The organism is uncultured Sphingomonas sp. (assembly GCF_937859915.1).
GTDB lineage: Bacteria > Pseudomonadota > Alphaproteobacteria > Sphingomonadales > Sphingomonadaceae > Solisphingomonas.
Genome location: NZ_CALMAW010000137.1, coordinates 18,168 through 38,486, shown reverse-complemented (window position 1 = coordinate 38,486; position 20,319 = coordinate 18,168). Strand labels below are relative to the sequence as shown.

The window sequence follows — 20,319 nt, the reverse complement described above, 5'->3', positions numbered from 1 at the left end:
ATTCGCCGGGGAACGGGAGCGTGACATGACCCAGCTTCATCCCGCCGTCGAAGCCGTCACCGCGCGCATCATCGAGCGGTCGCGGCCGACGCGGCGGCGCTATCTCGATCTGATCGCGGCGCAGCGGGACGTCGGCGTCGACCGTTCGCGCATGGGCTGCGGCAATCTCGCGCACGGCTTTGCCGCCTCGGGCGAGGACAAGCCCGCGATCCGCGCGGGCGGCGCGATGAACATCGGCATCGTCACCGCCTACAACGACATGCTGTCCGCGCATCAGCCTTATTATCGCTACCCCGAGCAGATGAAGCTATGGGCCCGCGAGGTCGGCGCCACCGCGCAGGTCGCGGGCGGCGTACCGGCGATGTGCGACGGCGTGACGCAGGGCTTGCCGGGGATGGACTTGTCGCTGTTCAGCCGCGACGTGATCGCGATGTCGACCGCGATCGGGCTCAGCCACGGCATGTTCGAGGGCACCGCGATGCTCGGCATCTGCGACAAGATCGTCCCCGGCCTGCTGATCGGCGCGCTGCGCTTTGGCCATCTCCCCGCGGTGCTGATCCCGGCCGGCCCGATGCCGACCGGCCTCGCCAACAAGGAGAAGCAGCGCATCCGCCAGCTTTACGCCGAGGGCAAATGCGGCCGCGAGGAACTGCTCGAGAGCGAGAGCGCCTCCTGTCATGGCGCCGGCACCTGCACCTTCTACGGCACCGCCAATTCCAACCAGATGATGATGGAGATGATGGGGCTGCACGTCCCCAACGCGGCCTTCATCAATCCGGGCACCAAGCTGCGCCAGGAACTGACCCGCGCCGCGGTGCACCGGCTCGCCGAGATCGGCTGGGACGGCAATGACTATCGCCCGCTTGGGCAGGTCGTCGACGAGAAGGCGATCGTCAACGCCGCGATCGGGCTGCTTGCGACAGGCGGCTCGACCAACCATGCGATCCATTTGCCCGCGATCGCGCGCGCGGCGGGCATCGTCATGGATTGGGAGGATCTCGACCGGCTGTCGGCGGCGATCCCGCTGGTCGCGCGCGTCTATCCCAATGGCGCGGGCGACGTGAACCATTTCCAGGCCGCCGGCGGCCTCGCTTATGTGATCTCGACTCTGCTCGAGCACGGCCTGCTCCACGGCGACATCCTGACGATCGCGGCGGACGGCTTCCTCGCCTATACGCGCGATCCGCGGCTGTCAGACGACGCGCTGGTATGGGAGCCGGCACCGGCCGCCTCGCTCGACGACACGATGCTGCGCTCGGCCGGCCGTCCGTTTCAAGCCGACGGCGGGATGCGCTTGGTCGCGGGCAATCTCGGGCGCGCGATCTTCAAGACCAGCGCGGTGGCACCCGACCGCTGGACGATCGAGGCGCCGGTGCGCGTGTTCACCGACCAGGACGACGTGCTCGCCGCCTTCAAGGCGGGCGAGCTCGAGCGCGACGTGATCGTCGTCGTGCGCTTCCAGGGTCCGCGCGCGACCGGCATGCCCGAGCTGCACAAGCTGACGACGCCGCTCGCGGTGCTGCAGGAGCGCGGCTTCCGTGTCGCGCTGGTCACCGACGGGCGGATGTCGGGCGCGTCGGGCAAGGTGCCGGCGGCGATCCACGTCTCGCCCGAGGCGCTCGGCGGCGGACCGCTCGCCCGGCTGCAGGACGGCGACATGCTGCGCTTGTCGGCCGAGTCGGGTTTGCTCGAGGCGCTGGTCGATGCCGACGAATGGGCGTCGCGCGACGCTGCCGTGCCGCCGCCGCAGCCGCTTGGCACCGGCCGCGAGCTGTTCGCCTTCATGCGCCACGGCGCCGACGAGGCCGAAAAGGGCGGCTCGGCGATGCTCGCGGCGATGGACGCGATCGTCTGATCCCTTTTCGCCGGGGCGACGGGGTGGGTTTCCCCTTGGGCACGTGAGCAAGCTGTAATGACCTTAGCGCCGCTAATGCGCTAAGGGTCGATCATGAACGCACACACGCACGATCATGGGCACGGCCATGATCACGACCATGGTCATAGCCACGACCATCTCGGCCACGGCCATTCGCATGGTCATCACGGCCACAGCCACGGCCCGGGCGGTCACCATGATCATGCCGCGGGGGCCAGCAGCGGACGGATCGCGATCGCGCTCGGGCTCAACCTGTCGATCCTCGGCGCCGAGCTCGCCGGCGCCTGGTTCTTCGGCAGCCTCGCGCTGCTGTCCGACGCCGCGCACATGTTCACCGACGCCGCCGCGCTCGGCATCGCGCTCGCCGCGCTCGCCATTGCCAAGCGCCCCGCGGACGACAAGCGCAGCTTCGGCTATCGTCGTTTCGAGATTCTGGCCGCCGCCTTCAATGCAGTCGCTCTGTTCATCGTCGCGGGCTTCGTGCTGGTCGAGGGCATCCGCCGCTTCTTCGATCCGGTGCCGGTCGTCTCGCTCGGCATGATCGCGGTGGCGACGCTCGGGCTGGTCGCCAACATCGCGGCGATGGCGGTGCTGTCGGGCGGGCGCGGTGATTCGATGACGGTGCGCGGCGGCTATCTTGAGGTGATGGCCGATGAGCTGGGGTCGCTCGCGGTGATCATCGGCGCGGTGGCGATCAAGCTCACCGGCTTCCAGTGGATCGATCCGGTGATCGGCATGGCGATCGCGCTGTGGGTGCTGCCGAGGACCTGGAGCCTGCTGCGCGACACCACGCAGATCCTGCTCGAGGGCGTCCCGTCGCGGCTGTCGCTGTCCGAGGTGCGCGGCGCGATCGCGGTCGCCGACGGGGTGTGCGGCGTCCACGATCTCCACCTCTGGTCGCTCGCCGGCGACGATGCCAGCCTCACCGCGCATGTCGAATTGTCCGAGGGCACGGAACCCGAGGGGGTGCGTGTCGCGTTGATCCGCATGCTCGATCAGCGCTTCTCGGTCCGCCACGTCACGCTCCAGCTCGAACAGGGGCCGTGCGGGCACGGCGCGCATCTCCACCCATGAGCAAGGCGTACAAGATCCTCACCGCCGGCCAGTGGGCCGCGTGGCAAGGGCGCGGCGCCTTTTCGGGCGCGCCGATCGATCTCGACGCCGGCTATATCCATCTTTCGACCGCCGAGCAGGTCGCAGAGACGGCGGAAAAGCATTTCGCGGGCCTGAGCGATCTCGTGCTCGCCGAGGTCGATCTCGATCTGCTCGGCGACATCGTCCATTGGGAGGAATCGCGCGGCGGCCAGCTTTTCCCGCACGTCTACGGCACGATCCCGCTCGAGGCCGTGACGGACGCGCGGCCGATCCCGGAGGATTGAGCGACGGGCTTCGCGTCGCCGTCGATGGCTGACGCCAGCCTTTCCCGTCGTCCCGGCGAACGCCGGGATCCATAGCTTCGGCACGGTTGCTGAACCGCGCAACGCTCGACGATCATGCTCGCTGCCTCGACGATCTGAGCAAGCGCTCCGTCGTCTATGGGTCCCGGCTTTCGCCGGGATGACGGTTGGAGGGTGAGAGCGGGCGTCGCTACGCCGCCTCGCCGCGCTCCTCGTCGCCGAGCCGGACCCGTTCCGCCTGGGAAATCGCGTCCGCCGCGCGCAGCGCCGCCAGAATGCGCATCAGATGGCCGACGTCGTGCACCTCGAGATCGACCACGAAGGTGTGGAAACTGCCGTCGCGGTGGACCAGCCGCAGGTTGAGGATGTTGGCCGCGTGCGCGCCCAAAATGCCCGCCATCGCGCCGAGCGCGCCCGGCTCGTTGCGCAGGATCACCGACAGCCGCGCCGAGCCGCCGTCCGACTTGTCGCCCCAGGCGAGATCGACCCAGTCGGCATCCTCGGGGCCGCTCGCCAGCGTCTCGCAGTCGATCGCATGGACCTCGACCGGCGTGTCGGGCCGGCGCAGCCCGACGATGCGGTCGCCCGGCACCGGGTGGCAGCAGTCGGCGAGCTGGAAGGCGACGCCCGGCGTCAGCCCGCGGATCGAAACCGCGTCGCGGTGCGGGATCGGGCGCGTGCTCGCCGCCGCCTCGACGCCCGGCATCAGCGCCTCGGCGACCGCGGTGTCGTCGATCGTCCGCCTGGCGATCGCCTCCATCATCGCATTCTCGTCGGTAAGGTGGAGCCGGCGCAGTGCATCGGCCATCGCATTGGGGGCGAGCGGGGCGGGAAGGCGCGAGACGATCTCGTCGTAGAATTTGCGCCCGAGCGCGATCATCTCCTCGCGCTCCTTGTTGCGCACGAAGCGCCTGAGCTGCGCACGCGCCTTGCCGGTGACGACGAAGTTGAGCCATTCGGGCTGCGGCGTCTGCGCCGCCGACTTGAGCACCTGGACTTGGTCGCCATTCTGTATGGGGGTGCGCAAGGGGACCAGCCGGCCGTTGATCTTGGCGCCGACCGCCTGGTTGCCGAGATCGGTGTGCAGGGCATAGGCGAAGTCGATCGGGGTCGAGCCCTTGGGCAGCTGGATCAGCTCGCCATTGGGGGTGAAGGCGAAGATCCGGTCCTGGTACATCGCCATGCGGGTGTGCTCGAGCAGCTCCTCGGGGCTCTCAGCATGGTCGAGGATCTCGACGAGGTCGCGGATCCAGCTGACCTTGGTGCCGCCGATGTCGGCCGCGGTACCCTGCTTATAGGCCCAGTGCGCGGCATAGCCATATTCGGCCTGCGCGTGCATCGCCTCGGAGCGGATCTGGATCTCGATCCGCACCTTCTCATTGTGGATCACCGAGGTGTGCAGCGAGCGATAGCCGTTGCGCTTGGGGGTCGAGACATAGTCCTTGAAGCGCCCCGGCACCATTGGCCAACGCTCATGGATAAGGCCGAGCGCGCGATAGCATTGCTCGGTGTCGGCGACGACGACGCGGAACGCCATCACGTCGGAAAGCTGCTCAAAGCTGATGTGGCGCTCGGTCATCTTGCGCCAGATCGAGTAGGGATGTTTCTCGCGGCCCGAGACCTCGGCTTGGATGCCGTGGCGGCCGAGCATCAGCGTCACGCCCGAGGCGATCCGCGCGATGCGGTCGCCGCCGCCTTCCTTGAGCTGCGCGAGCCGCTTGGTGATCGATTCATAGGCTTCGGGCTCGAGATTCTGGAAGGCGAGCGTCTGCATCTCCTTCATGAACTCGTACATGCCGACGCGTTCGGCGAGCGGCGCGTAGATCTCCATCGTCTCGCGCGCGATGCGGCGGCGCTTGGCCTCGTTGGGGATGTGGTGGAGCGTCCGCATATTGTGCAGCCGGTCGGCGAGCTTGACCAGCAGCACGCGGATGTCGTCGGACATTGCGAGCAGAAATTTGCGCAGATTCTCGGCGGCGCGTTCGTTCTCCGATTGCGCCTCGATTTTCGAGAGCTTGGTGACGCCGTCGACCATCCGCGCCACGTTCGGCCCGAACAATCGCTCGATCTCGTCATAGGTGGCGACCGTGTCCTCGATCGTGTCGTGGAGGATCGCGGTCGCGATCGTCTCGTCGTCGAGGTGGAGATCGGTCAGGATGCCGGCCACCTCGATCGGGTGGCTGAAATAGGGATCGCCCGAGGCGCGCTTCTGAGAACCATGCGCCTGCATCGAAAAGACATAGGCGCGGTTGATCAGCGCCTCATCGGCGTCGGGGTCGTAACGGCGGACCCGCTCTACGAGTTCATATTGTCTGAGCACTACACCATGATGTGGCCTCGCCGCCGCCTGCGCAACCGCAGGATTTGGGTTTTTGCGTGCGCCACCCTATCTATGGTCCAAGGAGAAGGCCTTGGAGGACGAAGACACGATCCGGCGCGTCCTGACGGGATGCAGCCTGACTGCCGCCTTGGAGGTGGTCGGGGAACGCTGGTCGTTCCTGATCCTGCGCGGTGCGTTCAATGGCCTCGGCCATTTCGAGCAATTCCAGGGCGCGCTCGGCATCGCCCGCAACATTCTTGCCAACCGCCTGTCGCGGCTGGTCGAGAATGGGCTGATGCAGCGGCTGCCCTGCGCGGACGATCGCCGCAAGGTCGAATATCGGCTGACCGACAAGGGGGCGGCGCTGCTGCCCGCGGTGGTGGCGCTCCGGCAATGGGGCGAGCGCTGGGCGTCTGCGGGCATGCCCTGCAACACGCGGCTGGTCGACCGGCGCGACGGGCTGCCGATCGGCGAGGTCGCGGTGCGTGCCGCGGACGGGCGCAAGCTCGAGATGAACGACATGCGCTGGATCGTGATCGAGCAGGATGAGCACGATCTATCCAAGCATAGCGCCGACGGTCGCGCGGCCGCCGGCTAGCGACACAGCTCAGGATGAAACACCGTTCGTCCTGAGTAGCCATTGAGCGAAGTCGAAATGGCGTATCGAAGGGCGGTGGCTTCGCGAAACGGTCCTTCGATACGGGACTTCGACAAGCTCAGTCCCTACTCAGGACGAACGGCTTTGTAGTCGGGCGGGTTGCGACGCCCGCCTGACCCGTTATTCGTAATCCGGCCCGACATTCTGGTTGCGCGCGGGGGCGGCAGCGGTAAGGCGCAGCGCCTCGGCCGACTGCGCCAGCGAGCCCATCTCGTCGACTGCATCGTCCTCGTCGATCCGCACGCGCTGCAAGCCGCCGATCGCGGACTCGGAAAGATTGGCGGGGAGCACGGTCTCGTCGGCGATCTCGCGGAGCGCGACGACCGGGTTCTTGTCGCGGTCGCGGTCGATGGTGAGCTCGGCGCCGCCCGAAATCTGCCGCGCACGGTGCGCCGCGAGCAGCACCAGATCGAAGCGGTTGGGGATCTTGTCGACACAATCTTCGACGGTTACGCGCGCCATGGAGGCTCCGTATGTTGCAAACGGGAATGTCCGATTAGTCCGTCCGCCTAGCGACTGAGCGGCATTGTGTCAATCGAGCCGCCCGCGGCGGGCGCGGCGCTTGCAATCGTCACGCGCTTGCCGCCAACGGGGCGGATGACGGTGACCACGACGACGCAGACCGGCGCCTTTGCAGCGGAGTCGAACCACTACGCCGTCGACGGCAACGAGCTGACCTTGCTGTTAGAGGGCGATGCGCGCCGCGACGCACTGCTCGCGCTGATCGACGGGGCCGCGCACGAACTCCGGCTGCTCTATTATATCTACAGTGCCGATGCGGTCGGCACCCAGGTCCGCGATGCGCTGGTCGCGGCGTGCGAACGCGGCGTGACGGTCGCGCTGCTCATCGATGGCTTCGGCAGCGACGACACGCCTACCGGCTTCTTCGATCCGCTGCGCGCAGCAGGTGGGTCGGTATGCCGCTTCCTGGCCCGCTTCGGGCGGCGTTATCTGCTGCGCAACCATCAGAAGCTGGCACTCGCCGATGGCCGGCGCGTCCTGATCGGCGGGTTCAACATCGACGACAGCTATTTCGCCTCGGTGGACGATCAAGGCTGGCGCGATCTCGGCCTGCTGCTCGACGGGCCGGCGGCGGATCACCTTACCGGCTATTTCGACATGATCGCCGACTGGGCGCGCGATCCCAAGGCCAAGATGCGCACGATGACCCGCGGCCTCAACGACTGGAGCCAGCGCGAGGGTGCGCTGCGCTGGCTGTTCGGCGGGCCGACCAAGCGCCTCAGTCCGTGGGCGCGGGCACTTCGCCGCGACATCGCGACGGGGAAGCGGCTCGACATGATCGCCGCCTATTTCGCGCCCAATCCGGGCATGCTCCGCCGCATCGGGCGGCTGGCGCGACGCGGCACGGTGCGGATCATGACCGCGTCCAAGTCCGACAACACGATGACGATCGCGGCGGCGCGCAACTGCTATGTGCGGCTGCTGCGCCGGCGCGCGCGGATCTGGGAATATCAGCCGACCAAGCTGCATACCAAGCTCTTCGTCGTCGACGACGTCGCCTATGTCGGCTCGGCCAATTGCGACATGCGCAGCCTCTACATCAATTGCGAGATCATGCTGCGGATCGACGATGCCGGCGTCGCGGCGCGGCTGCGGACCTATGCCCAGGCCGAATGCGGCGACGCGCGCGAGGCCAGCGAGGAGCTGATCCGGCGCCGCTCCAACATCTGGACGCGGTTCAAATGGGCGATTGCCTATTTCGTCGTCTCGGCGGTCGACTATTCGGTGACCCGCCGGGTCAATTTCGGTCGGATCGGCGCGGAGATCTGATGCGCGAGCGCCACCGCTTTCCCCGTCGTCCCGGCGAAAGCCGGGACCCATGGATACGATTTGCTATGAGGCCAGCGTAGCGTTCCGTTGCCGAGCGCTTTGCCGTCTATGGGTCCCGGCTTTCGCCGGGATGACGATCAGAGGGGCGGCATGGCCAGCCCTATGCTTCCCGCGGCTCAATCCTTGCGGAACCACCACAGCTGCGCGGGCGGCACGTTGATCGGCTCGAAGGCATGGTCGACGCGGTCGAAATAGGGTTCGATGATATCGCGCACGCTCGGGCGGAACTGATACACCAGGAAGGCGCCGCCGGGCTTGAGCACGGCCTGGGTCGCCTGGGCGATCTCGGGGCCGACGCCGGCGGGCAGCGTCGAGAAGGGGAGGCCGGAGATCGCGTAGTCGGCATGGTCGAAGCCCAGATCGGCAACGATCTGGCGGACGTCGGCAGCCGATCCGTTGACGATCTGCAACCGCGAATCGCTGATCGTGCGCTTGAGATAGTCGCAGAAATCGGGGTTGGTATCGATCGCGACCAGCGTCGCGTCGGGCGCCAGTCGGTCGAGGATCGGGCGCGTGAAGGTGCCGACGCCGGGGCCATATTCGACGATCAGCTTGGTGTTCGCCCAGTCCACCGGCGCCAGCATCCGCTTGATCAGCGTCTTCGACGACGGGATGATCGAGCCGACCATCACGGGATGCTTCAGAAAGCCGCGAAAGAACATCGTCAGCGGGCCCGGGGCCTGCTTGCCGCGCTTGAGGTCTGCGGTCCGTTCCGCGGAAAAACCGGTCATGTCGTCTCCACCCGGGGCATCGCCCATCCGCCAGCGTTGGCAAGCCCGCGGCGTGAAGGCAAGCGCTGTTCGCGATCAACGCGCCTATGGGGCGATGGTGCCCGCTCGGCAAGCGGCGGCGACGCACGCTTCGCCGCTTTGTCGCGTGCGGCGTCCGGTCTATCCGGTCGGCATGACGATTCCCCCACCCGGCGCGATCGCGGTGATCTTCCTGTCCGGCCGCACCGGCGCCGACGACGAGGGCTATGCGCGGGCGGCGGCCGCGATGGAGATCGCTGCGGCGGCGCGCGACGGTTACCTCGGCCTCGATTCGGCGCGCGGCGGCGACGGTGTCGGGATCACGCTCAGCTGGTGGCGCGACGAGGCCGCCGCGCTTGCCTGGCGCGACGATCCCGAGCACGCGCGCATTCGCGAGAAGGGGCGGGCGGTGTGGTACGACTGGTATCGGGTGATCGTGACCACGGTCGACCGGGCGTATGCGTGGACACGGCCCGAAGACGCTTCGTAGCCCTACCTACCGTCATTCCCGCGCAGGCGGGATCCCATGAACGCTGCGTTCGATCGTCGGGCGTTGCGCGTATGGATCCCGGATCGGGTCCGGGATGACGAAGACGAGCGAAGGCGCCTTCAGTCCCTGGACCCGAATTGCCCGGGCGATCCGAAGCCGATCGGCTGCAACGCCATGGCGTCCTGCTTCAGGGTTGCGGCGATCTTCTCATATTCCTCCTCCATTTCGGGGGTCACCGACGCGCGCGTGTCCTTGAGCGCGCTTTCGAAGCACGCCATCGACACCGTCGGCGTGTCGATCGAGGCGCGCAGTGCATGGAGACCGGCACGCCGTGTCAGATCCTCGAGATCGGCGCCGGTGAAGCGATCGGTCCGCCGGGCGAGCGAATCGAGATCGACGTCATCCGCCAGCGGCATCCGCGCGACATGGATTCCGAGAATCCGTCGCCGTCCCGCCTCGTCCGGGACCGAGACATAGATAAGTTCGTCGAAGCGGCCCGGCCGCAACAGCGCGGGGTCGACCAGATTGGGGCGGTTGGTCGCCCCGATCACGACCACCGACTGCAGCTCCTCGAGCCCGTCCATCTCCGAGAGGATGGTGTTGACGACGCGCTCCGTCACCGCCGGCTCGCCCCCCATGCCGCCGCCACGCGCTGGCACGAGGCTGTCGAGCTCGTCGATGAAGATGACGGTCGGCGCAACCTGACGCGCGCGAGCGAACAGGCGCGCGATCTGCTGCTCGCTCTCGCCATACCATTTGGAGAGAAGATCGCTCGACTTGGTGGCGATGAAATTGGCCTCCGCCTCGCGCGCGACCGCCTTGGCAAGCAGCGTCTTGCCCGTCCCCGGCGGCCCGTAGAGCAGGAACCCCTTGGCGGGGCGGATACCCATCCGCCGAAACGCGTCGGGACTTTTCAGCGGCAGCTCGACGCCCTCGCGCAATTTCTCGCGGGCGTCGTCGAGGCCGCCGACGTCGTCCCAGCCGACATTGGGCGCCTGGACCATCACCTCGCGCATCGCCGAGGGCTGGACTCGCTTCAGCGCATCGAGGAAATTCTCGCGCGTCACGCATAGCTCGTCGAGCACTTCGGGCGGGATGGTGCGCTCCTCGAGATTGAGCCGCGGCATGATCCCACGCACCGCCTCGATCGCCGCCTCGCGGCAGAGCGCGGCGAGATCGGCGCCGACGAACCCGTAGGTGGTCTTGGCGAGCTCCTTGAGATCGACCTTGTCGCCGAGCGGCATGCCGCGCGTGTGGATGCCGAGCACCTCGCGGCGACCGCGCTCGTCGGGCACGCCGATCACGATCTCGCGATCGAAGCGGCCGGGGCGGCGCAGTGCCTCGTCGAGCGCCTCGGGGCGGTTGGTCGCGGCGATGACGACGACGTTGGCGCGCTTCTCGAGCCCGTCCATCAGCGTCAGCAGCTGCGCGGTCAGGCGCTTCTCGGCCTCGCCGGTGACCTGGCCGCGCTTGGGCGCGATCGAATCGATCTCGTCGATGAACACGATCGACGGCGCGGCCTTGGTCGCCGCCTCGAAGATCTCGCGCAGCCGCTTCTCCGATTCGCCATAGGCCGAGCCCATGATCTCGGGGCCGGCGATATGGAAGAATTCGGCGTCGCTCTCGTTGGCGACGGCGCGCGCGAGCCGCGTCTTGCCGGTGCCGGGCGGGCCGTGGAGCAATACCCCCTTGGGCGGCTCGACGCCGAGCCGCTCGAACAATTCGGGGTAGCGCAGGGGGAGTTCGACCATCTCGCGGATCTGGTCGATCGTGTCGCCGAGGCCGCCGAGATCGTCATAGGTGACGTCGGCGCGGCGCGCCTCCTTGGGCTCCTCATATTCGGCGCGCAACTCGACCTCGGTCGTCTGGTCGATGTGGACGATGCCCTTGGGCGTCGTCGAGACGACGACCAGTCGCACCTCCTGCAACGAATAAGCGGGGCGGTTGAGCATTTGGCGCAGCTGCTGGGGCAGGTCCTCCTGCGTCACGCGCTGCTGGCCGGTGGTCGAGACAACGTCACCCGAGGTCACCGGCTTCATCTGGAAGCTGCGCTTGAGCGCGGCGCCCGAGCCTTGGAGCCGCAGATTCTGCTGCGCGGGCGCAAACACGAGGCGCTGCGCAGGCTTGCTCTCGGCCTTGCGCACCTCGACGAAATCGCCCGAGCCGACGCCGGCGTTGGCGCGCTGGAGGCCGTCGAGGCGGAGCAGATCCAGCCCCTCGTCCTCGGCATAGGGCAATACGGCGCGGGCAGGGGTCGAGCGCTTGCCGACGATCTCCACGACGTCGCCCTCGGTGACGCCGAGCGCCTGCATGGCGCTGCGCGGCAGGCGCGCAAGCCCGTGGCCGCTGTCGTCGGGTCGCGCATTGGCGACCTGCAATTTGTGGGTGCGCGTATCGGCGGGCAAGTCGAGGTCGGCCATCATGCGCTCCGTAAGGGGTGCGTGAGATAGGCAACGTGTCAGCGGCCTGCGAGGGCCAGAGCGCATAAAAAAAGGCCGCCCCGGAGGACGGCCTGAAGTTTTAGGAGAGGATGCCTGAAAGGCAGGATCGTTCTGACCCTGAATCGACTATTGTGCAAGTGCGAACGGAATTCTCGCGGTTGCAAAATCTGCATGTCATGCCACATTGGGAATGACCACGGGCTGGCGCGTAATCGGAGTCGCGCGCCTGCATCGAATATGTGCAATGCACAATTTTATTGGGTCGCCGCTAGGAGGGCTGTCGATGCGACGCTTGCCACCGCTCACCGCTGTCGAGGCCTTCGTGCAGGTCGCCCGTCTGGGGTCGGTCAAGGCCGCTGCCGAGGAATTGTCGCTGTCGTCGCCTGCGCTGAGCCGGCGCGTCCAGGCGCTCGAGCGCTTCGTCGGGCGTCCGCTGTTCGCGCGGCGGCACCAGGCGATGCTGCTCAACGGCGACGGCGAGCAGTTGCTCGCCCGGATGTCGCCCGCGCTCGATGCGCTCAGCGAGGCGATCGAGCAGGTGACGGGCGAAGCCGACATAATGCGGCTGCGGCTCGGTGTGCTCCCGCTTTACGCGTCGCGCCAGTTGATCCACCGCCTGCCCAGCCTGCGTGCGCAACATCCCAATCTGCACATCGACGTCGATACGGCGGCGCATGCGATCGCGCGGCTCGGCGAAGGGCTCGATGCCGCGATCGTGCTGGCGCGCGAGATCGATCCGCCCCTCTACGGCCGGCGCCTTGGGCGCAACCGCGTCGTGATGATCGGTAATCGCGCGATGCTCGAAGGTCCCGATGCCCTGCGCGAGCCTGCCGACCTTGCGCGCGCAACGGTCATGCTGCACCGCGATATGCCCGAGAATTTCACGCTCTGGCGCGAGGCGCTCGACATGCCCGATCTCGAGCCGCGCGCGATCGACCTGTTCGATTCGGGCCAACTCATGCTCGAATCGGCAGCCGAAGGGCTCGGCGTCGCGATGATGCTCGATTTCCACTATGATGGCGCCAACGATCCGCGGCTGGTCAGCCTGTTCGACAATGAAGTCGAGAGCCATCTGAGCTACTGGTTCGTGTGCCGCAAACCTGCGTTGTCGCGCCGCGCCGTGCGCCTGTTCCACGACTGGCTGGTCGAGGGCATCGAGGAGTAGGCAACGGGTATAGGCTGCCGTTCCGTTCGTCCTGATCCTGTCGAAGGACGTGCCACACGCGTCCCCCGCGTGAAGCACGCACGTCGACAGGCTCAGGGCGAACGGATGTGAATCACAGCACCGTCGTCCCCGTCCGGTTGCCGCGCCCTCAGAAGATCCCAAGAAACTTCTTCTTCGGCTTGGCGGCCTGTTGGTCGTTGGTGCCCTTGGTGCCGAGCAGCGAGATTGGCTTGCCCTTGTCCGAATGCTGGGCGGAGGCGGGCGCGGCGGCCAGCACCGGGCCACAGGCTGCGGTCTTGGCATCACCCGGATCGACGAAGGCCAGGATCGAGGCGACCGGCGTCGCGACCACGCCCAGCGCCACCGCGGCGCCGACCCGCTCGACCAGCTGCGGGCTGACGATGTGCAGCGCTGGCGCCGAGAAATAGCCGCCGATACCGACGGGCGACTGGCCCGAGAAGGCCGAAAACTTCTTGCCGTCGGCGCGGAACTGGATGTTCATCGACTCGTCGACGAAACTGAACCCGCCCTTGGCGGCCATCAGGTTCTTGTCGGTGTCGATCAGGATCGGATCGGCCGCGGCGACGCCGTTCTTGACGGTGAAGGCGATCAGCCCGCAGTTGATCCGGATCGGGCTCTTGAGCTGCTTCTGCAACAGCTTCTGCAGGAACACGCCGACGTCGAATTCGGACAGCTGCGCATAGCTCGTCCAGAAGGTGCCCGCGGGCAGCACGATCGCGATGCGGCCGTTCGAGGTGGCGAGCGACTTGCGCACCGAATCGCCGGTGCCGGACATATTGATCCGCGCCTTGATCGTACCCGTCGTGCCCGAATCCTTGAGCCCGAAGCCGGACATCAGCCTGCCCAGCGGAGTCGGCGACAGGCGGATGTCGTAGGTCGTGTAGACCGCGGGCACGCGCGCGTTCAGCCCGATGTCGGCGGCCAGATGCCCGGTGCCCGCGATGTCCATCGTCAGCGGCGACAGCTTGAGCATATTGTGGTCGAGGTCGAGCGTCAGCGCGACGTTGGAGACGGGGACGTGCGGGGCGCGGATCGTGTCGACCTTGTAGGTGACATGTGCGTCGAACATCTTCATCGAATCGACGCGTAGCGGCGCGTCGGGGAGGATGCGCGGATGGTCGGTCTTGCTCTGCGTGGTCGCTGCGGCGGTCGCGCCCTTGGTTGCTAGCGTATTCGGGTCATAGCCGATGAACGGCCCGATATCGATGATGTCGAGCTTGTGCGACGCGATGTCGGCATCGAGCTTGAGGCGGTCGTTGGGCAGCGAGATCGTCATGCTGCCGGCGAGATCACTATCGCCGAACGCACCCGACAGCTTGGTGAAGCGATAGTCGCCGTCGACCTTTTCGAGATGCGATTTGAAGTGATAGGCGCGGGTGTCGGGGATGGCGACGTGCATCAGATCGAACAGCAACCGGGCATCGGGGCCGCGCACCGCAAGATCGGCGGTGGCGCCGTCGATGGTGGTCAGCGTCGGCATATTGCCGTTGAGATCGAGATGCGTCTTGCCGGTATCGGCATGGAGCTCGATCTGTGTGCGTCCGAGCGTCACCGTGGTGTTGGGCGAGAGCAGCTTGCCCTGGTTGGTGAAGGCGTGGCCCTGATAGTCGCCGTCGCCCTTGAAGCTGATCGCATCGTCGATGTGCGTGCCGGTCGAGTCGACATTGCCGAAGCTCTGGTCGGTCGCGATCTGCATTTTCGGGTCGCGGTAGCGCAGCGTCGTGCCGGTCACCGCGGCATGCTCGATCACCGGCATCTGGAAGGGCTTGCCCTTCTTATTGGGGTCGCCGAACGTCCAGCTGTTGTGCGTGCGGCTCTTGTCCCACTCCATGTCGACCGCGCCATTGTCGAGATGCAGCCACCGCGCATGATAATGGCCGAAGATCGCGCGGATCGTCGAGATGCGCGCGTCGATATGGTCGGCGGCGAAGAAGTTCGGCTTCGACGCCCAGTCCGGGTTGGAGACGGTCATTCCGTCCGCCACGAACTTGACGTTGACCGGATCGAAATAGAGCTGGAAGTCGCCGGCCACGCGCACCTGGCGCTGCGACAGGCTGCTCGCGATGCTCTCGAAGCGATGCTTGAGGAAGCGGCCCTTGGTGACGAACAGGATCGCCCAGGCAAGAATGATCAGCCCGATCAGGCAGGCGATGATCGATAGTCCGATGCCGAGCGGCGCGTCCCATCGGCTGCGCGCACGCGGCGGCACGGGAGGTCGGGATGCCGGCGTGCCGGTGTGCGGGGTCAGGGTGGTAGCCACGAAGGCGTTGAACGGACGCGAAACGACGCGGTTCCGCGACGGAGTCGCGCCGGTGGTTGCACGCGCGGGGCATTGCCCCTATAGGCCCGCGCTTCGATCGAGGGATCGCCCGGCCAGTGTGGGCTGCCGTGGCGCGTCTGCAATCGACGGACCGATCCGGGTCCACCCTGTTGAAGGAGTCGAAAATGCCCAAGCTGAAGACCAAGAGCGGCGTCAAGAAGCGATTCTCGCTGACCGCGACGGGCAAGATCAAGCATGGTGTCGCCGGCAAGCGCCACCGCCTGATGAGCCACAACAGCAAGTATATCCGCACCAACCGCGGCACCAGCGTTCTCTCCGAGGCGGATACGCCCCGGGTGAAGCTCTGGGCACCCTACGGTCTCAGCTGAGGAGGACGGATAGATGGCACGCGTAAAGCGCGGCGTAACCACGCGCGCAAAGCACAGCAGGATCCTCGATCAGGCGAAGGGCTATTATGGCCGTCGCAAGAATACGATCCGTATCGCACGGCAAGCCGTCGAGAAGGCCGGCCAGTACGCCTATCGCGATCGCAAGGTTAAGAAGCGCTCGTTCCGTGCGCTCTGGATCCAGCGCATCAACGCGGCGGTCCGCGCCGAGGGCCTGACCTACGGCGTGTTCATGCACGGCCTCAAGCTCGCCGGCGTCGAACTCGACCGCAAGGTGCTGGCCGACCTCGCGATGCACGAGGTTGCGGTGTTCTCGACGATCATCGCGCAGGCCAAGGCCGCGCTCCCCGAGGGTGCGCGCGTCGCGGCGTGAAGCCAATACGCTGAGGGTTGAGAAGGGGCGTGGTGGCGGAAGCTGCCGCGCCCTTTCCATATGTGCGACCCACCCCGTCATTCCCGCGAAGGCGGGAATCCATAAACGCGGCGCCTGCTGGTAAAACGCCGCGATGCCGCGTGAACGCCAGCCTTGCCTGTACATCCTAGCCAGCGGCAAGCATGGCACGCTCTACATCGGCGTCACCTCCGATCTCGCCGGACGCCTTCACCAGCATCGTGAAGGCTTGATCGAAGGCTTTACCAGCCGCTACGGCGTCACGCGCCTCGTCTATTTCGAAATGGCCGATGACATGCCGACTGCGATCGCTCGCGAGAAGCAGCTTAAGAAATGGCGGCGTGCGTGGAAGATTGGGCTGATCGAGCAGGGCAATCCCGATTGGAGCGATCTTGCGATCGGGTTGGGCTTCGGTCCGTCGTAATCGGGCGCCGTGCGTATGGATCCCCGCGTCCGCGGGAATGACGATTAAGTGGATGATGCGATGAGCCAAACCGACATCGACCAGTTGCAGGCCGACCTGCTCGCCGCGATCGCGGGCGCGCCCGGGCTCGAGGGGCTCGAGCAATGCCGTGTGCATGCGTTGGGCAAGCAGGGTGTGGTGACCGGGCTGCTCAAGACGCTGGGCGGCATGTCGCCCGACGAGCGCCAGCTCCAGGGCCCGCGCATCCAGGCGCTGCGCACCGCGGTCACCGAGGCGATCGGCGACCGCAAGGCGATGATGGAGCGCGCCGGGCTCGACGCGCGGCTGGCGACCGAGACGCTCGACATGTCGCTGCCGGCGGGCGGTATGAGCGGCGGCTCGGTGCATCCGGTCAGCCAGGTGATGGATGAGCTCGCCGAGATCTTCGCCGATCTCGGCTTCGCGGTCGCGACCGGCCCCGAGATCGAGGACGACTGGCACAATTTCACCGCGCTCAACATCCCCGACGCGCACCCCGCGCGCGCGATGCACGACACTTTTTACTTCGAGGCGCAGGCGAAAACGGCCGGCGACGGGCAAAACCCGTCGTCCGACAGCGCCGGCTTGGCCGGCGGCGCGGGTCGCGCGAAGCGGATGCTGCTCAGGACGCACACCTCACCCGTCCAGATCCGCACGATGGTGACGACGCCCCCGCCGATCCGCATCATCGCGCCCGGCCGCACCTACCGTTCGGACAGCGACGCGACGCACACGCCGATGTTCCACCAGGTCGAGGGGCTGGTGATCGACAAGGGGATCACCCTCGGCCACCTCAAGTGGACGCTCGAGACCTTCGTCAAAGCCTTTTTCGAGCGCGACGACATCGTGCTGCGCCAACGCCCGAGCTATTTCCCCTTCACAGAGCCTTCGGTCGAGATCGACGTCGGCTACACGCTCATCAAGGGCAAGCGCGTGATCGGCGGGACGGCGCCGGACGGCTGGATGGAGATTTTGGGCAGCGGCATGGTCCACCCCAAGGTGATCGCCGCCTGCGGGCTCGATCCGGAGGTATGGCAGGGCTTCGCCTTCGGCTGCGGGATCGACCGGCTGGCGATGCTCAAATATGGCATCGACGATCTGCGCGCCTTCTTCGACGGCGACCTGCGCTGGCTGCGCCATTATGGCTTCGCCGCGCTCGACATCCCTACGCTGAGCGGGGGGATCGGCGCATGATCGCAGGGCTTCCCCCTACACCGTTCGTGCTGAGCGAAGTCGAAGCACATGCCTCACGCGTAGCGCTCGGTAGCATGTCCTTCGACTTCGCTCAGGACGAACGGAGACTTATTATCGCGAGGATGCCGCTGTGAAGTTCACGCTGAGCTGGCTCAAAGAGCATCTCGACACGACGGCGGACGCCGCGACGGTCGCGGACGCGTTGACTCGCGTCGGGCTCGAGGTCGAGGACGTCTCCAACCCCGCCGACGCTCTCAAGCCGTTTGTGATCGCCAAGGTGCTCGCTGCCGCCCCGCATCCGCAGGCGGACAAGCTGCAGATACTGTCGGTCGATGCCGGCAACGGGCCGATGCAGGTGGTCTGCGGCGCCCCCAATGCGCGCGCGGGCCTTGTCGGCATCTTCGGCCCGCCCGGCGCCTATGTCCCCGGCTCGGGGATGACGCTCAAGGTCGCGGCGATCCGCGGGGTCGAGTCGAACGGGATGATGTGCTCGTTCCGCGAGCTCGAGCTTGGCGAGGATCATGACGGCATCGTCGAGCTGCCCGAAGACGCCCCGGTCGGCACGCCTTATGCCGACTATGCCGGGCTCGACGATCCGATGTTCGACGTCGCGATCACCCCCAATCGCCAGGATTGCATGGGCGTGCGCGGGATCGCGCGCGATCTCGCCGCCTTCGGGCTGGGCACGCTCAAGCCGCTCGCGCAGGTCTATCGGATGGAGTCGCTCGCGCCGATCGCGGGCGACGGGCCGGCCCCGGACGTGCGGACGGACGACGCCGAGGGTTGCCCCGCTTTCTTCGCCCAAGCCGTGTCGGGGGTGACCAACGGCGTATCGCCCGCGTGGATGACGACCAAGCTCAAGGCGATCGGCCAAAAACCGATCTCGCTGCTGGTCGACATCACCAATTTCGTCTCGATGGATCTCGGGCGACCGCTGCACGTCTATGATCGCGCCAAGCTGTCTGGCTCGCTCGTCGCGCGCCGCGCCACCCAAGGCGAGGCGGTTACAGCACTCAACGGCAAGACCTACACGCTCGACGCCTCGATGACGGTGATCGCCGACGATTTGCAGGTCCACGACATCGCCGGGATCATGGGCGGCGCGCATTCGGGGGTGTCCGAGACGACCACCGACGTGCTGATCGAGTGCGCCTATTTCGATCCCGACCATATCGCGCTAACCGGCCAGAAGCTGGCGCTGACCAGCGACGCGCGCCAGCGCTTCGAGCGCGGCGTCGATCCCGCCTTCCTCGACGACGGCCTCGCGATCGCGACGAAGCTGGTGCTTGATCATTGCGGCGGCACGCCGTCCGCGATCACGCGCGCCGGCGACCCGCCGCGGGCGCCGCGCATCATCGCCTATCACCCGCGTCGCGTCACCGAGCTGGGCGGGCTGCACGTCGCCGCCGAGCGCCAGGCGCGCATCCTGCTGTCGCTCGGCTTCTCGATCGGCGCGATTACCTCGCCCGACGCCTATTCGGACGCGCTGTTCGCGACGATCGAGGGCGCCTGGCCGGTCACCGTGCCGAGCTGGCGCCGCGACATCGACGGCTCGGCCGATCTGGTCGAGGAGGTGATCCGCATCGTCGGGCTCGAGCATGTCCCCGCGACCCCGCTGCCGCGCGCCGAGGGCGTCGCCAGGCCGACTGCCACCCCCGAGCAGCGGCTCGAGCGCAAGACCCGCCGCGCCGCCGCGTCACGCGGCTTCGCCGAGGCGGTGACGTGGAGTTTTCTCTCGCAGAAGGAGGCGGCCCCCTTCGGTGGCGGCACATGGGTGCTCGCCAACCCGATCAGCGAGGATCTGAAGGTGATGCGCCCGTCGCTGATCCCTGGCCTCGCCCGCGCCGCGCAGCGCAACCGCGATCGCGGCGAGCGCTCGGTGCGGCTGTTCGAGCTCGGCCGCCGCTATCTGGCGGATGCCGAGCGCCCGACGCTGACCGTGCTGATCGCTGGCGAAGCCGAAAGTCGCGGCTGGCGCACGGGCAAGGCGCGCCCCGCCGATGCCTATGACGCCAAGGCCGAGGCGGTCGCGATCCTGGCGGCGGCCGGTGCGCCGGTCGAGCGGCTGCAACTGGTCGGTCCGGGCGACGAGACCTGGCATCCGGGGCGGTCCGGAAAGCTCGGGCTCGGCCCCAAGCTGATCCTCGCCACCTTCGGCGAACTGCATCCCGAGACGCTGAAGGCGCTCGACGTCGAGGGGCCGGTCGTCGCCGCCGAGATCTATCTCGACGCGATCCCCGCCAAACGCGACTCCGGCCGTGCCCGCCCCGTCTACGCGCCGGCGGCGCTGCAGGCGGTGCGGCGCGACTTCGCCTTCCTGGTGCCGGCCGGGCTCGCCTCCGACGCGCTGACCCGCGCGATCGCGGGCGCCGACGAGCAGGCGATCGTCGAGGTCTCGCTGTTCGATACGTTCACCGGCGCGGGCGTGCCCGAAGGCCAGATCTCGCTCGGTATCGAGGTGGTGCTCCAGCCCGGCGACAAGAGCTTTGCCGAGGCCGATCTCAAGGCGATCGCCGACAAGGTGGTCGCCGCGGCGGCGAAGCTCGGGGCGGTGCTGCGGGGCTGACCCCTCACCGTTCGTCCTGAGCGAAGTCGAAGGACGTGTTGCAAGCGATGGCGTGTATAGCATGTGCTTCGACTTCGCTCAGCACGAACGG

At 67.2% G+C, this 20,319-nt stretch carries 17 protein-coding genes; 12 read left to right on the top strand and 5 right to left on the bottom strand.

What is annotated here, in order from left to right; translation table 11 throughout:
- Positions 1-25 precede the first annotated feature (25 nt).
- From edd to Q0326_RS17940, 3 genes are all read left to right on the top strand, one after another.
- Positions 26-1,855: a phosphogluconate dehydratase gene (gene edd / locus Q0326_RS17950; protein ID WP_298693172.1), complete on the top strand. Its 1,830-nt coding sequence runs from the start codon at positions 26-28 to the stop codon at positions 1,853-1,855.
- Positions 1,856-1,948: 93 nt separating this feature from the next.
- Positions 1,949-2,950: a cation diffusion facilitator family transporter gene (locus Q0326_RS17945; protein ID WP_298693170.1), complete on the top strand. Its 1,002-nt coding sequence runs from the start codon at positions 1,949-1,951 to the stop codon at positions 2,948-2,950.
- Complete coding sequence (locus Q0326_RS17940; protein WP_298693168.1) at positions 2,947-3,255, top strand: DUF952 domain-containing protein; 309 nt, start codon at positions 2,947-2,949, stop codon at positions 3,253-3,255. The genes Q0326_RS17945 and Q0326_RS17940 overlap by 4 nt, the downstream gene beginning before the upstream one ends.
- A gap of 208 nt (positions 3,256-3,463) precedes the next feature.
- On the opposite strand, the gene Q0326_RS17935 is transcribed toward Q0326_RS17940, so the two are convergent.
- Complete coding sequence (locus tag Q0326_RS17935; RefSeq protein ID WP_298693166.1) at positions 3,464-5,593, bottom strand: bifunctional (p)ppGpp synthetase/guanosine-3',5'-bis(diphosphate) 3'-pyrophosphohydrolase; 2,130 nt, start codon at positions 5,591-5,593, stop codon at positions 3,464-3,466.
- A gap of 91 nt (positions 5,594-5,684) precedes the next feature.
- On the opposite strand from Q0326_RS17935, the gene Q0326_RS17930 reads away from it, so the two are divergent.
- Entirely contained in the window at positions 5,685-6,191 is a 507-nt protein-coding gene (locus Q0326_RS17930) for a helix-turn-helix domain-containing protein (RefSeq protein WP_298693164.1), read from the top strand.
- 180 nt (positions 6,192-6,371) lie between these two features.
- Here Q0326_RS17930 and rpoZ read toward each other — a convergent pair whose 3' ends face one another.
- Entirely contained in the window at positions 6,372-6,713 is a 342-nt protein-coding gene (gene rpoZ / locus Q0326_RS17925) for a DNA-directed RNA polymerase subunit omega (protein WP_298693162.1), read from the bottom strand.
- 141 nt (positions 6,714-6,854) lie between these two features.
- Between rpoZ and Q0326_RS17920 the strand changes: the two genes are divergently transcribed.
- Positions 6,855-8,042 carry a phosphatidylserine/phosphatidylglycerophosphate/cardiolipin synthase family protein gene (locus Q0326_RS17920; protein ID WP_298693160.1) on the top strand — a complete coding sequence of 396 codons (1,188 nt, stop codon included), beginning with the start codon at positions 6,855-6,857 and terminating at the stop codon, positions 8,040-8,042.
- A gap of 176 nt (positions 8,043-8,218) precedes the next feature.
- On the opposite strand, the gene Q0326_RS17915 is transcribed toward Q0326_RS17920, so the two are convergent.
- Positions 8,219-8,833 (bottom strand): methyltransferase domain-containing protein, encoded by a 615-nt coding sequence (locus tag Q0326_RS17915; protein ID WP_298693158.1) that lies wholly within the window; start codon positions 8,831-8,833, stop codon positions 8,219-8,221.
- Positions 8,834-9,005: 172 nt separating this feature from the next.
- Between Q0326_RS17915 and Q0326_RS17910 the strand changes: the two genes are divergently transcribed.
- Positions 9,006-9,341, top strand: a complete 336-nt coding sequence (locus tag Q0326_RS17910) for an antibiotic biosynthesis monooxygenase (RefSeq protein ID WP_298693156.1) — start codon at positions 9,006-9,008, stop codon at positions 9,339-9,341.
- Positions 9,342-9,460: 119 nt separating this feature from the next.
- Here Q0326_RS17910 and Q0326_RS17905 read toward each other — a convergent pair whose 3' ends face one another.
- Complete coding sequence (locus Q0326_RS17905; RefSeq protein ID WP_298693154.1) at positions 9,461-11,761, bottom strand: CDC48 family AAA ATPase; 2,301 nt, start codon at positions 11,759-11,761, stop codon at positions 9,461-9,463.
- Positions 11,762-12,065: 304 nt separating this feature from the next.
- Between Q0326_RS17905 and Q0326_RS17900 the strand changes: the two genes are divergently transcribed.
- Positions 12,066-12,947 carry a LysR substrate-binding domain-containing protein gene (locus tag Q0326_RS17900; protein ID WP_298693152.1) on the top strand — a complete coding sequence of 294 codons (882 nt, stop codon included), beginning with the start codon at positions 12,066-12,068 and terminating at the stop codon, positions 12,945-12,947.
- A 148-nt stretch (positions 12,948-13,095) separates the two neighbouring features.
- Here Q0326_RS17900 and Q0326_RS17895 read toward each other — a convergent pair whose 3' ends face one another.
- Positions 13,096-15,228: an AsmA family protein gene (locus tag Q0326_RS17895; protein WP_298693150.1), complete on the bottom strand. Its 2,133-nt coding sequence runs from the start codon at positions 15,226-15,228 to the stop codon at positions 13,096-13,098.
- A 185-nt stretch (positions 15,229-15,413) separates the two neighbouring features.
- On the opposite strand from Q0326_RS17895, the gene rpmI reads away from it, so the two are divergent.
- From rpmI to pheT, 5 genes are all read left to right on the top strand, one after another.
- On the top strand, positions 15,414-15,617 hold the full coding sequence (gene rpmI / locus Q0326_RS17890) for a 50S ribosomal protein L35 (RefSeq protein WP_298693148.1): 204 nt from the start codon (positions 15,414-15,416) through the stop codon (positions 15,615-15,617).
- A 13-nt stretch (positions 15,618-15,630) separates the two neighbouring features.
- Entirely contained in the window at positions 15,631-16,008 is a 378-nt protein-coding gene (gene rplT, locus Q0326_RS17885) for a 50S ribosomal protein L20 (protein WP_298693147.1), read from the top strand.
- Positions 16,009-16,141: 133 nt separating this feature from the next.
- A complete protein-coding gene (locus Q0326_RS17880; RefSeq protein WP_298693145.1) occupies positions 16,142-16,450 on the top strand; it encodes a GIY-YIG nuclease family protein in 309 nt (102 codons plus the stop codon).
- A gap of 60 nt (positions 16,451-16,510) precedes the next feature.
- Positions 16,511-17,662 (top strand): phenylalanine--tRNA ligase subunit alpha, encoded by a 1,152-nt coding sequence (gene pheS, locus Q0326_RS17875; protein ID WP_298693143.1) that lies wholly within the window; start codon positions 16,511-16,513, stop codon positions 17,660-17,662.
- Positions 17,663-17,792: 130 nt separating this feature from the next.
- On the top strand, positions 17,793-20,228 hold the full coding sequence (pheT, locus tag Q0326_RS17870; RefSeq protein ID WP_298693141.1) for a phenylalanine--tRNA ligase subunit beta: 2,436 nt from the start codon (positions 17,793-17,795) through the stop codon (positions 20,226-20,228).
- Positions 20,229-20,319 lie beyond the last annotated feature (91 nt).